A 16,165-nucleotide genomic window follows, 5' to 3' on the forward strand; every position below is an offset into this window, starting at 1 on the left:
TGCCCTTGGTAGTTCAGGGTGATGTTCGTACTGTGCATGGCGTACCCGTTGCCGGTCTGGTTAAATTCCGCCTGCATCTTGGTGTTGATCATCGCCTTCTGGTCACCCAGCTGCGCCTGAAGGTGTTCTACCGATTCCGCCTGCGCCTTTTGCGTGCTGGAGATGGCTTGTTTATTGGTGATCACATCCGCTGCGGTGTTGTCGAGGTTTGTCCGTATTTCAGTCAACCGCTGTGCGGCCGGCTTCGACGGATTTCAGAACGGCGATAATCTGGTGTTCGGTGAATCGGGCTTTACGCATGGTGATCTCCTCAAGGGACATAATCAGTATGTCGGAAGATCTCTAAAAGTAAATGGTCCGGTTTAGAGGGATGCTTACATATCTAACTCGTTTAATTTACTTAAGTCAGTTGGGTAGACGGAAGCACTTTGATAATAAATTTACGGACAAGATGTAAATATGTAGCCTAGCGGCGATGTACACTGGTGGTTTCTAAAGCCGATATAGGTAAAATTGTGTACAATTTAAAGCTATTGCTTGGCCTCGCCATCGTCACTATTTCACCACGGTTAGGCCAATATTCTTCTTTAAACCATGCTATAAAATCTTCGCGTTTCGGAAAATGGACGCAACCCAAGTTGGGGTCGAAGCAATCAATCCCATGAGCAGTTACTGCTATGCCAATAGCATGAATTCCATATGTCAAAGTTTCATAACCTTCATCGATAGTGGCTAATTTTTTTTCAATATCTTTCTCCTCATAGCAAACTATATACTTATTAAATAATCCGATTTCATAAAGAAATTCCAGGCCATCCATTCTGTCAGCTTTAAGATTTTCAACTATTCGTATATAACTAGGGAGTTTTATATTTCCGGGGAATAGGCGAGACTTTCCTGATTTGTGCATCTTTATCCACGCCATTACCAAACTACTACAGGCACCATTTTGCATAGTCAAAGAAAACTTAAGAGGAAAATGTAGAGTTTGATTAAAACGAAAAACCCAATTTCCCCCAAATTTATCAGCATCTAATAACGGCATCTTTAAATTCCCTCATTCACTGTGTATTTAATCTACGTCAAAAAGATTAGAGTAAAGATATGGTAAGGTTTTACCTAGTGTAAAGAGTTTTAGTAAAGACTCTTAATAAATTCTATATTACAATGAATTAGTTCGACTCCAGTAAAACGCCGGGATTAAACTCAACTCATCGATATGCTCGAAATCCTCCATTTCAGGAAGCTGAGCGATATGGAAATCCCTATAATTTCTATTTAAACTCGAAGCTAACCAGAATGTTAAACTTTCACCTCATTGTTCATTAAGAAACATTTTAATACGATTAAGAACATCTTTGTCATTGATATAAACGAGTTTTATATGATGATTAGCATTACTGTTCATTAACCTCTTTGCATGTCTTAGTTCTGAATGTGCAATAGCCGATCTATAATCCAAAGATCCAATATTTTTGTAATCACAATCCCGCCAATGATGATGAAATTTCTTTTCATCTATATTGGATTTTTCTTTATATCTTTTAAAGCGATTATCATCCTCCATATAAAATACCAATCCTTTAATAGGTGAATTGGGGTTTCCGGCTTCGGCTTCAACCCAGTCAACTGCCAATTTTGATAATTTTCGCCAATATGATTTGGCAAAGCTACGTGTAATGATTTCTCCATGATATTTTTTTTCATAATTTTCGAAATTATCATAATAAGATCCAGGCTCTCCTATTTCTTGCTTGAGCCTTAAAAGGTTATCAATGCCTTCCTCATCACTTCTTAAATAAGATTCAAAAGCATTGTGAGTATAATTCTTATCTTTAATTGTATTTATCAAGTTTGAATGTGTAAGCGCAGAGCTAGTATGGTATTGTCCCGACTTTATCATTTTTCCTTCATTTACATGTTTATTCACATAAGCAAAAGGAATGTTTTTTGCGAGAAACCCTGCTTTGTAGTTACTATACACTTTTTCATTGCCGACTTTATCTTTATTATTACTCCTTCTTGTTAATGTGTCATGAATAGATATTTTATTTATATTTCGGCCTAAAAAGTCGCCCCAACTATTCAGTAAATAATGTATAGAATTTGGTTCAATGAATCCTATAAGCGTTTTTTCTTGATCTTGTGTAATAGAATAACTATCGTTTTTTGCTTCATGATTAAAAGACCACATCGCTGCATAAAAGTTTTTTTCAGCCATTAATGCATTAGAAAGATACAAAGACTTAAACATTTCATTTTTATTTCTGGTGAAGTGATTTATGGCACTTAAAATATTATTTGAAGATAAATCTAATCCTAATGATGAACTCAGAATATCGATAGTTATATAAACATTGCCATCTCTAGCAATCTTTTCATCATATAATTTCTTTAAATAATTGTTTCTTGGACTATCAAGCCCGAAAACCACCATAATGTTTTTTTTCATGATGTTAACTCAAATTTTTGGTCACATAGTGCCTTGTCCCACGCGCATGAGCTTGCCAACTGAGATCCTCACGCAAGAGAATATGCATTAAGTCATCCAAAATGCCAGTGCTGCTCTGCCAGATCACACCGTGGATAATGGTACCCTTGGTGCCTTTTTTCCATCCGGACGTACGAAAGTTGATTATCCGTGGACATAGTTGTTCACGCAGTCCCGGATATTCACGCATCAAGTATTTTCTCGTTCTCGAGTATTTCTGTCACTTGATGGCGGGGACTTTCGTCATCTCTGCAGCTAGCTGGGTTACATGGAACCTCCCCAACCCACCTCGAACCAGTTTAGTGATTGTGTGTAATGAGCTACGCCCGAAATACTCATAAGCTGGGTTTTCAATTCTCAGCAACCGTTCAAACTCGGTAAACTGGAACATACGCCCCCCTCTATATATTCTCTGCTTCGTTGAATGCTACGTTTCTCACATCTGTTTTTTGCATCTAAAGAAACAAACCGTTTTTCGCAAAATAACACCTTACCACCATGATTGCGAGATGGTCTCTACTTTGAAATCACGTTCTCTATTTTTTAGGTGCACAAATTTTTCCTTGCCCAATCCAATAAATAAGTTGAGGTTAACTGTAGTACGGCCTGAAAGATGCCCGACGTGTGAAGTTACCAGTTAAATCTGATTTCACCTTTCATAAAGCCCATATTTTTTCTATATAAGAAATAAGTATTTTCAAATAATTAAAGAAAACTATCCTCTATTAACATCATTTATTTAAATGACTCATTTTCATCTCCAAATGTAAATTTAATAAAACAGGTGCAGCCAACAAAAGTATTCTGAATATTAGAGACTACTGATTTTCCCTGCCCCAAAAGCATTCACTGTGGAATGGCAATCTATTTTCCTCAATCTGCCTTTTCGCCGGTTTATCCAGAAACCAAAATAATCCAGCGAGTGTAAGCCTTGAAAATTCAATTTTACGAGCAATCAACTGCACTCTTTGGCAATTCAATTAATTTTCAGTAAATGGCTGGCTATTCCCCATTTAACTACATGGATATTTTCTTTTGCCATTTCATTGACTTCCAGTATCGAATAGCCGGCATTAAGATGATAAAAACGAGGGAACTCATTGAAGGTGCGCTCTTTAAGTAATGCGATGACGGCTTGTATGATGTGACCATGCGAAACCAGACAAACTGTATTGTATGAGCAAATGAGTGGCAATTTTTGTATAAAACTAATTAAGCGATTTGCGGCTTGTGCCAATGATTCCCCCTGAGGAGGAACATAATCGGCATTGTTTTCAAAAAGCGAAACCGCTGCATCAGGATATTTCCGTCGAACATTTTCAAGGAATTGACCTTCGAATTGACCAAAGTGCTGCTCTTTCAATTCATCCTGCAATGCCAGCGTACAACCAAAATTGCGGGCTATGGCCGATGCCATAGCCCGCGTTCTGTCTTGCGGTGATGAAAAAACACTTTCTATCCGGATACCCGATGAAAAAAGTTCAGCAATCAATGCGTCCGTTTCCCTGTGACCCCTTTCTGTTACTGGACTATCAAGCCATCCCTGAATAATACCTTTTCGATTCCATTCAGTTTCAGCATGCCGGATAAGGATAATTTGCATAACCACACACAATCTCTCTAACAATTGGATTTAATCAGTTTATTCAGCAAGAAATTCCACAGAAATATCAATTTTAGACTCTCCACCATAGGCTTTTATTTCGTAACAATCTGTTTCTCCACAGAAAGCCTTTTCAACAATATTTTCACATCCTTTTATTTCTGTATACCATCCTGCGTCATACCCGTGTTCAAAGGTTAAATCACAACTCATCGGACCGCTGGATATCTTCCAGCCAACGCTTTTTGTTCTTAAAGTGCAACCACTAAAAATATTATCATTATCTTTTAAATAAATATCAGATTTTTCATTAGGTCCAATACTTACCTCATTAGGGCCACTATCATACATACATTTACTGCTTTCTTTATCTATTTTTAATTTATATTGAGAGGAAGCTAAATTCTTAAATTCCATATTATATTCAGCCGATAAAGAAGCTTCCTTTTCTGTATAAACATCATTTTCTTCTGCTGACGAAGGGAAAACCAATAAATAACAGAGAGCAGCTAATATTGCGCCATATATCTTATTCATGTTGTTCTCCTTGCGGTAAAACAATTAAGATACCCACTTTTTATATTATTAAAAGTTATCATTTCCTCTATGACAATTTTATTAAATGATAGTTTACGATAAAACATTAGCGACTTCTTTTTCATCGCGGTTAAATTGTAAACAGTTTGATTTATTTATCCTCAACAAAAATAATAAGACACATAAAAAATTTTACGAATAAACCCATTTATCGGCATTATGAACTAAACTCATAACAGCACTATTGAAATATGTTAACTACATGAATATAAACATAAAAATAAATCAGGAAACATAAATGAGAAAAGGCACTGTAATTCGAGATTATGTCAGAGCATATCCAAATCCCATCACATTAAAAACCGGAGAAAAGGTTGCAATCAGCCATTGCGATATTGAATACCCCGGCTGGATTTGGACGACAAATCAGTTAAATATCAGCGGCTGGGTTCCCCAGCAAATTTTGCATATCACTCAGCCTAATCAAGCGATATGTAATGAAAATTATACTGCCCATGAATTAACCGTAAAAACAGGAGAACACTTGTATCTAGAAAGGGTATTAAATGGTTGGTATTGGGCACATAAAATATCTGGAGAAACGGGATGGATACCTCAAGAATATATTAAATTTTAAAAAAATTATTAATGGTGATAATTATCTCATTATTAGTTTAAATATTAGTATTACAATAAAATTTGATATGGTATTTTTAGACAAAAGAAATAATTCACTGAGCTAATGGAGCCTCTAATAATGAAGTTTACTCCCGATTACAATGATATCTCTGCTGCCCACTCCCGAATTAAATCCCATCTCAATAAGACTCCCGTCATCACATCGACAACAGTTAATGAACTCTTCGATGCTCAGGTTTATTTTAAATGTGAAAATTATCAAAAAATGGGGGCATTCAAATTCCGCGGTGCCATGAATGCTCTCAGCCAATTTAGTGATGAGCAAAAAAAGGGTGGGGTTGTTGCTTTTTCATCAGGCAATCATGCGCAAGCCATTGCATTGGCGGCCAAGTTACTGAATATTTCAGCCACAATTGTCATGCCGAAAGATGCACCGCAAGCCAAAGTCAATGCTACCAAGGGCTATGGTGGTCAGATTGTTTTTTATGATAGATATACTGAAATTGCCGAAGATATCTGCGCTCAATTGGTAGAAAAACATGGCATGACGTTCATCCCACCGTTTAACCATCCTCATATTATTGCGGGTCAAGGCACCGTTGCAAAAGATCTGTTTGAAGAAGTCGGCGAGCTGGATTCGCTGTTTGTGCCACTTGGCGGCGGCGGCCTGTTGTCCGGTTCGGCACTTTCTGCATCCAATTTATCACCAAAGTGCCGGGTCTTCGGTGTTGAGCCAGAAGCAGGTAATGACGGTCAGCAATCATTTAGAAAAGGTGAAATCGTTCATATCGATACGCCAAAAACAATTGCCGATGGCGCACAAACCAAATATATCGGGCAATATCCGTTTGCCATCATTCGTCATCTGGTCGAAGATATTTTGACAGCGTCAGATGAGCAATTAGTTGATGCCATGTACTTTTTTGCAGAGCGAATGAAAATGGTTGTCGAGCCTACCGGCTGTTTGGGATTTGCTGCGGCCAAAGCCATGCGGGAACAACTGAAAGGGCAACGTATCGGGATTATTGTCAGTGGCGGGAATATCGATATGAAGCGTTATTCTGAGTTGCTGGCAAGTAGAGTTTAATCCGAGGCTGTTAATGCAGTGAACCCGTCATTAACTCGGTTCACATCCGCAATCACCTAATAACAAACGCCAGTAGGCTGATACTGGCGTAATTTCATTTTAATTTACCCTTCACCACAGCCAGCAACTGTTCGCATTCTTATATTTCATCAGTAATTTAAATTTCATCGGGGATTTAATCTCGTGATAATAGATACAGAGTATTATCCAGACATAATTTATTTGTAAATTATATTAAATATAATTTAAGTTCATTGACCTTCCTGTAAGGGGAAGCTTTATAGTTTTGAATAAGTTAATTAACCAAACAGGATAATATGATGAAAAAAATACTTCCTTTAGCTGTAGTCTTAGGTGCGGTAATGTCTTTTGGTGCTTCCGCCAGTCAAGTAAACACTCACATGAATCATTCCCCTTCAGAAACAGCCTCCGCCATGCAAAAGGAATTGAATAGTTCAATGGCAAAAATGCATGAAAATATGGCTAAAAGCCTTAACGTTGAAGATGCTGATGTCGCTTTTGCTGAAGGCATGATTGCTCATCATTTAGGGGCTATTGATATGGCTAAAATTGAACTTAAATATGGCAAAAACCCCGAAATGAGAGAACTGGCAAAAGCCATTATCAATGCTCAGGGGCCAGAAATTGAGCAAATGCAAAAATGGCTGGAGAAAAATAAAGCTAAAAAATAATTTAGTGATCAGGCCGCTATAGAACAAAGCGGTCTATTAGTCATACTTATGTAATCTGAGCACATGAATAATAAAGTGTAATCCAAGTTTTGATAAAAAAGCTCAATAATGGGAACGCTATTTCTATCCGGCATCAACGCATTGAGTAATCTCATTTCCCGCTGAAATTTCCCGGAAGATTTCTATTTTTCCTGCTGCAATCTTCGCCATAATGTCGTGCGGCTAATTCCCAAGTATTCTGCTGCTGCGCGCCGATTACCTGAAAACCGTGCCAAAATGTCATGCACTGAAGGAGTGTCTTGAACAGGTAAAGACATCTCGGCCGGCGCTGTTTTTATGCCATTGGTTAGCACATTATTCGCCGCATTGATGTCAATCTGGCGCTCAGGTGAAAGCGACAATATCAGTGCCGGCGTCAAAGACTGCTCAGGATGGGCACTCAAATAAAGAGCTATCCGTTCCATTAAGTTACGAAGCTCACGAACATTTCCCGGCCAGTGGTATGATTGCAGCGCTTCATGACAATCAGCAAGTTCTTGTATCTTTTGTGGGGCAATAGGCAAGTTGAGAGCAGCACATGCCCGTTGTAAGTAATCCGTCGCCAACAACCCAATATCGCTCCCCCTTTCCCGCAAGGCGGGTATATTGACCCGCAATACACTCAGACGATAGAACAAATCCGCCCGGAATCGCCCTTCACGTACCCAGCGATCCAAATCACAATGCGTCGCGCAAATAATGCGAACATCAACAGCGATCGGACGATAGCCGCCGACTCTGACAACAGATTTTTCTTCCAATACCCTTAATAACCGAGTTTGCAAAAGTAATGGCATTTCGCCTATTTCATCCAGAAATAACGTTCCCCGGTGTGCCACTTCAAATAAGCCCGCTCGTCCGCCACGGCGGGAACCAGTAAAAGCGCCCTCTTCATAGCCAAACAGTTCAGCTTCCAGCAGCGATTCGGCAATAGCCCCACAATTGACGGCAACAAACGGTCGCGGGTGATTTCCGGACAATAACCCATAACGCAACGTATATTCATGATGAATAGCTTGAGCCACCAGCTCTTTCCCTGTTCCACTTTCTCCCTGAATCAACACGGTGGCCGTTGAACGGGCATATAGCATTATTGTATTGCGTACATGCTCCACCACAGCAGAATTTCCTTTGATATCCCGAATTGTGTGGCGGGTGCGCAGTTTATCTTTTGTTGGATAAGGGGAAATGACCGCCTGATTGAGTTTCATGAATCTGGCAATTTCCAAGGCATCCCGAAATGCCTGACGGATGGAATCAGCAGAATAGATAAAAACCCCCGCCAGTTTGGCTTTATAAGCGAGATCGGTAATTAACCCGGCCCCCACTATCACCTTAATGCCCATCGCCTTTAACGCGTTGATCTGTGCTTTCGCATCCTCTTCTGTCACATAGCTGCGTTGTTCAATGCTCAAATTGAAACTCTTTTGAAATTCTTCCAATACGGGCTGGGTATTCTGATAGGTGATAACACCGATTCGGGAGCTGATGTGCCGGGCGCGAGCCAATGCCTGCATAAAATCGAATCCGCTTGCTTTGGCGATAATTACGGGAACGGATAAACGGCTTTTCAAATAAGCGCCATTAGAGCCGGCACAAATAACTGCATCACAATGCTCGGTTTCCAGACGTTTGCGTATGTGCTGAACGGCATGTTCAAAACCCAATTGAATCGGTGTGATATCAGCCTGATGTGCAAATTCTGGTGTGATGTCCCGAAAAAGATCGAAGACTCTGGAAACGGAAACTGTCCAGATCACGGGTTTATTGTTATCACGCTCGCCTGATTGTTCTGCAACCATATCCCCTCCGTTGTTTCACTTTCTTCATTTGAAACAAATATGAAACAATTTTATTTCAAATGAAACAAGTATACATTATAACCAATAACAGAACGATCACCACTCAAGCCAACCAAAATCCATTATCCAATTGATAAAAAACAATAAAATATTTTACTGCATATAAACACTGGCTAATTTTTTCTCTTTTTTTAATCCTTGGCATAAACTTTGCTTATATAACATACGAATACAAACAACCCCCATTTTTGTAACAATTTATTTTTCGTAACAATCCATTTTGTTGTAACAACGAGGTTATATATGGCATTTTCTTCTGCAGGTTTAGCCTTTCGTCAGGCAATAGAAGCCGAATCTCCGTTACAGGTAGTCGGAGCCATCAATGCAAACCATGCATTACTGGCAAAACGAGCGGGTTACAAGGCCATTTATCTTTCAGGTGGCGGCGTTGCTGCTGGTTCACTCGGCTTGCCAGATTTAGGCATCTCAACATTGGATGATGTACTGACAGATATTTTCCGCATCACCGGTGTGTGTGACTTGCCACTGCTTGTTGACGCAGATATCGGTTTTGGTTCCTCAGCATTTAATGTTGCCCGCACCATCCGTTCTATCACTAAAGCCGGTGCTGCTGGGGTTCATATTGAAGATCAAGTGGGCGCCAAACGTTGTGGGCATCGTCCAAATAAAGAAATCGTTTCCAAAGAGGAAATGGTAGACCGCATCAAGGCTGCCGTTGATGCCCGTACTGATGAGAATTTTGTCATTATGGCGCGCACTGATGCACTCGCAGTGGAAGGGCTGGAAGCTGCCCTTGACAGAGCCGCTGCTTATATTGAAGCTGGGGCAGATATGCTGTTCCCGGAAGCAATTACAGAACTGCATATGTATAAAGAATTTGCATCCAGAACCCAGGTTCCTGTTTTAGCGAACATTACTGAATTTGGTGCAACCCCGCTCTTTACCCTCGACGAATTGAGGAGTGCGGATGTCGCCATTGCCCTTTATCCGCTTTCGGCATTCCGGGCCATGAATAAGGCCGCCGAACAAGTCTATACCGCCCTGCGTCGTGATGGCACCCAAAAAAATGTCATCGATATGATGCAAACCCGCAATGAATTGTATGAAAGCATCAACTACTACGCTTTTGAACAAAAACTGGATGCCCTGTTTTCTCAAAAAAAATAGCAGAGGTGATACTCATGAGTAATCAACATACAGCAACAGAATCGCCACAATCCACTTCATTCAAACCGAAAAAATCCGTTGCCCTGTCCGGCATTACGGCTGGCAATACCGCCCTTTGTACCGTGGGTAAAAACGGCAGCGATTTACATTACCGTGGTTATGATATTCTCGATTTGGCCGCCCATTGTGAGTTTGAAGAAATAGCCTACCTGCTTATCCACGATAAACTCCCTACCCACGCGGAACTCGCATCCTATAAAGCAAAATTAAAAGCCCTGCGCGGCTTGCCCAGCAGTGTGAAAGCCGCACTGGAGGCCTTGCCGGCCGTTGCACATCCAATGGATGTCATGCGCACAGGTGTTTCTGTGCTGGGCTGTACTCTGCCGGAAAAAGAAGATCACAATATTGCCGGCGCCCGCGATATTGCAGATCGCTTGCTGGCATCTCTCAGTTCAATACTGCTTTACTGGTACCACTACAGCCATAATGGGCGCCGCATTGAAGTTGAAACTGATGATGATTCCATTGGCGGGCACTTCCTGCATCTTTTGCATGGTCAAAAACCGCGTGAATCATGGGAAAAAGCCATGCATACATCGCTTATCCTGTATGCCGAGCATGAATTCAATGCGTCCACGTTTACCAGCCGTGTCATCGCCGGAACCGGATCAGATACTTACTCCGCCATTATCGGCGGCATTGGTGCCCTGCGCGGGCCAAAGCACGGCGGAGCCAATGAAGTCTCATTTGAAATCCAGCAGCGTTACGACACCACGGCCCAAGCCGAAGCTGATATTCTCGCTCGCCTGGAACGTAAGGAAGTTATCATCGGCTTCGGCCATCCTGTTTATACCGTCTCGGATCCGCGCCATAAGGTCATCAAGGATATTTCCCTGCAACTTTCCCAAGAAGCGGGAACAACTCAAATGTATGACATTGCGGATCACATCGAGAGCATTATGTGGGAGCACAAGAAAATGTTCCCGAATCTCGATTGGTTTTCTGCTGTCTCCTATCACATGATGGGGATTCCTACGGCGATGTTTACACCATTATTCGTCATTGCCCGCACATCAGGTTGGGCTGCCCACATCATTGAACAACGCACTGACAACAAAATTATCCGTCCTTCTGCTAACTATGTCGGCCCCGATAATTTGGCATTTATACCGATTGAACAACGCAAATAGTTCCGTTTATACCCTGTCGATTTCCAACATAGGGAGTGACCGGAACAGGGCAGCCGCGAGGGACCGGGAAAAATGAATGCAGCCAACAAAGCTGTGGTTTGAAAGACAACGAGTATATGAATAGCAACGTAAGGATTAATTATGTCTACCCCTGTTATGAATAACCGCCCTGATTATGATCAGGTAATTGTCGATATTGTGAATTATGTCATGGATTACACCATAGTATCCCCGAATGCTTATGCCACTGCGCAACACTGCCTTATCGACACACTAGGCTGTGGATTGGAAGCGCTGGAATATCCAGCCTGCACTAAATTGTTGGGGCCGATTGTGCCGGGAACAATCGTGCCCAATGGCGCAATCGTACCGGGAACGCGTTTCCAGCTCGATCCCGTTCAGGCTGCATTCAACATTGGTGCGATGATCCGTTGGCTGGACTTCAACGATACTTGGCTGGCGGCGGAATGGGGGCATCCATCTGATAATCTTGGCGGAATACTTGCCACCGCTGATTGGTTATCGCGAAATGCGGTGGCTCGCGGAGAGTCTCCCCTGACCATGTGGGATGTTTTGACAGCAATGATTAAAGCCCACGAAATTCAAGGCTGTCTGGCATTGGAAAACTCCTTCAATAAAGTCGGATTGGATCATGTTGTTCTGGTAAAAGTGGCATCCACCGCCGTGGTCGCCCAAATGTTAGGGTTATCACGCGAACAAATACTCAGCGCAGTTTCACTGGCTTGGGTTGATGGTCAGTCCCTGAGAACTTACCGCCATGCGCCCAATACCGGTTCCCGTAAATCATGGGCTGCCGGCGATGCAACATCCCGCGCGGTACGCCTTGCGTTGATGGCGCAAAAAGGCGAGATGGGCTACCCCTCCGCTTTAACGGCGAAAACCTGGGGATTCTATGATGTTCTGTTTCATGGAGAGCCATTCCAATTCCAGCGTCCCTACGGCTCTTATGTGATGGAAAATGTCCTGTTCAAAATCTCTTTTCCCGCAGAATTCCATGCACAAACGGCCGTAGAAGCGGCAATGACTTTGCATCAACAACTGAAAGAGCTTGGCAAATCCGTTGAAGATATCGAGAAAGTGACGATACGTACCCATGAAGCCTGCATCAGGATTATTGATAAACATGGCCCGCTGGATAATCCGGCAGACAGAGATCATTGCATCCAATACATGGTTGCCATCCCCTTGATTTTTGGCCGCCTGACGGCTGCGGATTATGAGGATGATATCGCGGCTGATCCACGCATTGATGCCTTGCGCGAAAAAATAGTCTGCGTCGAAGATCCTGATTTCACCCATGATTACCATGATCCTGAAAAGCGTTCCATTGCCAATGCCTTGACGCTGACATTTACCGATGGCTCTCAATTCGATGAAGTGAAAGTCGAATTTCCGATTGGTCATGCACGCCGCCGTAAAGATGGCATTCCTTTGTTAGAGGAAAAATTCAAAACTAACCTGGCTCGTCGATTCCCGAAAGAGCAACAACAAAAAATTCTAGCGCTCTCTCTTGATCTCTTCTCACTGAAAGATACTCCCGTGAATGAGTATCTCGACTTATACATCATATGATCTAACAAGCTATACCTATTGGCTTTCAGCCACAGGTATAGCTATCGGTGGCTTCAAATGCCACCTCTCAACTGCATAACGCTAGGAGAGATTATGTCATTCCAAGATTTCTATCAGTATTCGATTAATGATCCCAATGCCTTCTGGGCAGAGCAAGCCAAGCGAATACACTGGCAGCAGCCTTTTGGACAGGTGTTGGATCACAGTAATCCACCTTTTGCCCGCTGGTTCTGCGGAGGGAAAACGAATCTTTGCTATAACGCGCTGGATCGCTGGCTGGAAAGCCAACCTGATGCCAAGGCACTGATTGCCATTTCAACGGAAACCAACAGTGAAAAAGTATTTACTTACCGAGAGTTACATCAGGAAGTTAACCGCGCCGCGGCCATGATGCTGTCACTCGGTGTAACAAAAGGCGACAGGGTTGTCGTTTATATGCCCATGGTGGCGGAAGCCCTGTTTATTTTGCTGGCCTGCGCCCGTATAGGAGCCATTCATTCCGTCGTATTTGGCGGTTTTGCCTCCCACAGTCTCGCTACCCGTTTAGATAATGCTGAACCTGTTTTGGTCGTTTCCGCTGATGCCGGTTCACGCGGGGGAAAAATCATTCCTTATAAGCCATTGCTGGATGAAGCCATTGAGCTGGCCAACCACACACCACGTCATGTTTTGATGGTAAATAGAGGGCTGGCTGACATCAATTGGGTGGCAGGCAGAGATGTGGATTTTGCGGCCTTGCGGCAAGAGCATATCGATGCAACCGTTCCCGTTACCTGGCTCGAATCCAATGAAACATCTTGTGTGCTCTACACATCTGGCACAACAGGGACCCCCAAAGGCGTTCAGCGGGATGTCGGCGGTTATGCCGTCGCACTGGCAACCTCTATGGATGCCATTTTTGGCGGCAAGGCCGGCGGTGTTTTCTTTTGCACATCAGACATCGGTTGGGTCGTCGGGCACTCTTATATTATCTATGCACCACTGATTGCCGGCATGGCAACCATTATGTATGAAGGGTTGCCAATTCACCCGGATGCCGGCGTTTGGTGGCAAATTGTCGAAAAATACCATGTCACCAAAATGTTCTCAGCTCCCACTGCAATACGGGTTCTAAAAAAATACCCTACAGATTGCATCGCCAAATACGATATATCATCGCTTGAAACGCTCTATCTGGCAGGCGAGCCTTTGGATGAACACACTGCTCGCTGGATCAACGAAGCCATTCACATTCCTGTCATTGATAACTACTGGCAAACAGAGACAGGCTGGCCAATTATGACCATTGCCCGTGGCTTAGACAGCAGGCCAAGCCGTTTTGGCAGCACAGGGTTCCCGATGTACGGGTTTAATGTCAAGTTGATAAATGAACTGACAGGGCGGGAATGCGGCGACAATGAAAAAGGCATGCTGGTGATTAAAGGCCCCCTGCCACCGGGTTGTATCCAAACTATCTATGGTGATGATACCCGTTTCATCAACACCTACTGGAAGCAACTCAATCAGCAACCACTGGATCAACAAGTCTATTCAACATTCGATTGGGGAATTCGCGACAGCGATGGTTATTATTTTATTTTGGGGCGTTCGGATGATGTCATCAATGTCTCAGGACATCGCTTAGGAACGCGGGAAATTGAAGAGTGTATCTCCAGCCATGAAGATGTGGCGGAAGTGGCTGTAATTGGCATAAAAGATGAGCTGAGAGGACAAGCTGCCGTTGCTTTTGCTGTTCTTAAAGAGGGACGTGAAATCCAAAGCGCTGACCATTTCGCAGCGTTGGAAAAATCGTTGATGGCATTGGTGGATAAAAAAATCGGTAGTGTTGGGCGTCCGGCACGAGTCTATTTTGTGACTCAATTGCCAAAAACCCGTTCAGGTAAAATGTTGCGCCGTACAATGCAAGCCATTTGCGAAGGACGCGAACCCAACGATATCGCCTTGATTGAAAATCCAGCGTCACTGGACGTTATTCGGGATGCTCTCCTCCATTAAAAAACAGGTGAAGGATTATCTCAATGATAGCCACTGATATTTGGTATGGCCATATTGTGAATGAATAAAACAGGCAATATGCGCCATACCAAGTATTCTGATGAGAACACTATTCTTTATTTCAATGTGTTACTTCCATTCAATTCATTATTTCCATTCAATTTCTCATTCCCGGAACATACGTTCTAAAGCATGGATACAGCAACGAAATATCAATTCAATACGCCCAATGTATATTCCGTTGAGGTTATATTTAATAGTACAGAGTTACTATAGCCCTGTACTACATTTTCCCAGCTACTTTACCCACTTCTGCTCCGTTCCTACACGGAGCTTTTTTTTATTCCCAAATGACTTGCGCCATACGGGAAAATAGCCTGCCTATTACTGTATCTGGCTAATCAGATAACGATATATCCGAGCCGCTTTCTCAGGTGGTAATTCAACAATTTTTTTATTCATATCAATAAGCAGCTCACAGCTCTTTTCTGCATTAGAGTAAGCGCTCTCGGGAGATTCTAACAACAAGAAATCGTTGCCATATTTATTATGTATCAAATCAAATATGACAGCATTGAAATCTGCGAAAGCAAGCTCATTGCTTTCATTTGATAACTGATATTGTTTTTCACCATAAGAAGCCATAATCATTTCTTCATCCGTTTTTACACGCCTTAGATATAACTCTTTCGGGAAGAATTTCAGCATATCAAAATTAACCTGCAAACTTTTTTTAAGATCTGGCATGACAAAGTGAAGGCATTTTTCCCCACTTATTTTTTGCAAAACCTCCATTTGCTCTATGACTACTTTTATATGGGAAATAACATTTTCATCTGGCGCAAACAAAATACGTTCATTAGTCAATGAAACTGTTTTTTTAGCAATCTCACTAAGAATTTCGTCCCAGTTTTTCCCTTCTTTTTGTAAGGTCGAAACGAGTTCTTTAAACTCACCATAAACTTTGGGATCTTTAACTTTTAAAATCAAAAAAACAGGCGTGTCCCATTGAAACGCTACAGTTTCATTACCATTAATGAGTAAACTATTATTCTTCATAATAACTTCAAAGTAGAATATATTCCAGACAACAGTTAAGGTAATAAAAATCACAAAGGAAACATTCTTACTCAATTTTCCTTTTTTCTTCATAGTCCAGAGAATACCACCCAAAATCCCACTAAAAATAGCACTCAGAACAGCGCCATAAGCCATTTGCCCCCAATCCATTCCCCATCCTTTTCATTTTATGAAGTAACAAACGATATAATCTATAAAAATAGAAAATAGTTCAGCAATAATTTATCCC

The 16,165-nt window shown here is 42.1% G+C and carries 15 protein-coding genes; 7 read left to right on the forward strand and 8 right to left on the reverse strand.

Translation table 11 applies throughout. The annotated features are described in order from the left end of the window. The 6 genes from BM100_RS19500 to BM100_RS19525 form a co-directional block, all read right to left on the reverse strand. On the reverse strand, positions 1-227 hold a 227-nt coding region (locus BM100_RS19500), incomplete at its 3' end, for a hypothetical protein (RefSeq protein WP_139217009.1). 239 nt (positions 228-466) lie between these two features. Beyond that, a complete protein-coding gene (locus BM100_RS19505; protein WP_092514027.1) occupies positions 467-1,045 on the reverse strand; it encodes a YopT-type cysteine protease domain-containing protein in 579 nt (192 codons plus the stop codon). A gap of 270 nt (positions 1,046-1,315) precedes the next feature. Next, complete coding sequence (locus BM100_RS19510; protein ID WP_092514029.1) at positions 1,316-2,452, reverse strand: hypothetical protein; 1,137 nt, start codon at positions 2,450-2,452, stop codon at positions 1,316-1,318. A gap of 259 nt (positions 2,453-2,711) precedes the next feature. Further along, on the reverse strand, positions 2,712-2,882 hold the full coding sequence (locus tag BM100_RS23250) for a hypothetical protein (protein ID WP_169924650.1): 171 nt from the start codon (positions 2,880-2,882) through the stop codon (positions 2,712-2,714). Positions 2,883-3,467: 585 nt separating this feature from the next. Next, positions 3,468-4,094 (reverse strand): histidine phosphatase family protein, encoded by a 627-nt coding sequence (locus BM100_RS19520; protein WP_092514033.1) that lies wholly within the window; start codon positions 4,092-4,094, stop codon positions 3,468-3,470. A gap of 39 nt (positions 4,095-4,133) precedes the next feature. Then, complete coding sequence (locus tag BM100_RS19525) at positions 4,134-4,631, reverse strand: hypothetical protein (RefSeq protein WP_092514035.1); 498 nt, start codon at positions 4,629-4,631, stop codon at positions 4,134-4,136. Between the two features lie 298 nt (positions 4,632-4,929). On the opposite strand from BM100_RS19525, the gene BM100_RS19530 reads away from it, so the two are divergent. From BM100_RS19530 to copM, 3 genes are all read left to right on the forward strand, one after another. Next, positions 4,930-5,268, forward strand: coding sequence for an SH3 domain-containing protein (locus BM100_RS19530; protein WP_092514037.1), 339 nt, complete (start codon positions 4,930-4,932; stop codon positions 5,266-5,268). A 120-nt stretch (positions 5,269-5,388) separates the two neighbouring features. Then, entirely contained in the window at positions 5,389-6,357 is a 969-nt protein-coding gene (locus tag BM100_RS19535) for a threo-3-hydroxy-L-aspartate ammonia-lyase (protein ID WP_092514039.1), read from the forward strand. A 320-nt stretch (positions 6,358-6,677) separates the two neighbouring features. Next, complete coding sequence (gene copM, locus BM100_RS19540; protein ID WP_092514041.1) at positions 6,678-7,049, forward strand: CopM family metallochaperone; 372 nt, start codon at positions 6,678-6,680, stop codon at positions 7,047-7,049. A 182-nt stretch (positions 7,050-7,231) separates the two neighbouring features. On the opposite strand, the gene prpR is transcribed toward copM, so the two are convergent. Beyond that, positions 7,232-8,890 (reverse strand): propionate catabolism operon regulatory protein PrpR, encoded by a 1,659-nt coding sequence (gene prpR, locus BM100_RS19545; RefSeq protein ID WP_092514043.1) that lies wholly within the window; start codon positions 8,888-8,890, stop codon positions 7,232-7,234. Between the two features lie 303 nt (positions 8,891-9,193). Between prpR and prpB the strand changes: the two genes are divergently transcribed. From prpB to BM100_RS19565, 4 genes are all read left to right on the forward strand, one after another. Then, positions 9,194-10,078 (forward strand): methylisocitrate lyase, encoded by an 885-nt coding sequence (gene prpB, locus BM100_RS19550; RefSeq protein WP_092514045.1) that lies wholly within the window; start codon positions 9,194-9,196, stop codon positions 10,076-10,078. A gap of 14 nt (positions 10,079-10,092) precedes the next feature. Next, a complete protein-coding gene (gene prpC / locus BM100_RS19555) occupies positions 10,093-11,268 on the forward strand; it encodes a bifunctional 2-methylcitrate synthase/citrate synthase (RefSeq protein ID WP_092514047.1) in 1,176 nt (391 codons plus the stop codon). A gap of 141 nt (positions 11,269-11,409) precedes the next feature. Continuing rightward, positions 11,410-12,861, forward strand: a complete 1,452-nt coding sequence (locus tag BM100_RS19560; RefSeq protein WP_092514049.1) for a bifunctional 2-methylcitrate dehydratase/aconitate hydratase — start codon at positions 11,410-11,412, stop codon at positions 12,859-12,861. A 93-nt stretch (positions 12,862-12,954) separates the two neighbouring features. Further along, positions 12,955-14,856 carry a propionate--CoA ligase gene (locus BM100_RS19565; protein WP_092514051.1) on the forward strand — a complete coding sequence of 634 codons (1,902 nt, stop codon included), beginning with the start codon at positions 12,955-12,957 and terminating at the stop codon, positions 14,854-14,856. A 384-nt stretch (positions 14,857-15,240) separates the two neighbouring features. On the opposite strand, the gene BM100_RS19570 is transcribed toward BM100_RS19565, so the two are convergent. Beyond that, on the reverse strand, positions 15,241-16,086 hold the full coding sequence (locus tag BM100_RS19570; protein WP_092514054.1) for a hypothetical protein: 846 nt from the start codon (positions 16,084-16,086) through the stop codon (positions 15,241-15,243). Positions 16,087-16,165 lie beyond the last annotated feature (79 nt).

The organism is Xenorhabdus mauleonii (genome assembly GCF_900113945.1).
In the GTDB taxonomy this organism is placed as follows: domain Bacteria; phylum Pseudomonadota; class Gammaproteobacteria; order Enterobacterales; family Enterobacteriaceae; genus Xenorhabdus; species Xenorhabdus mauleonii.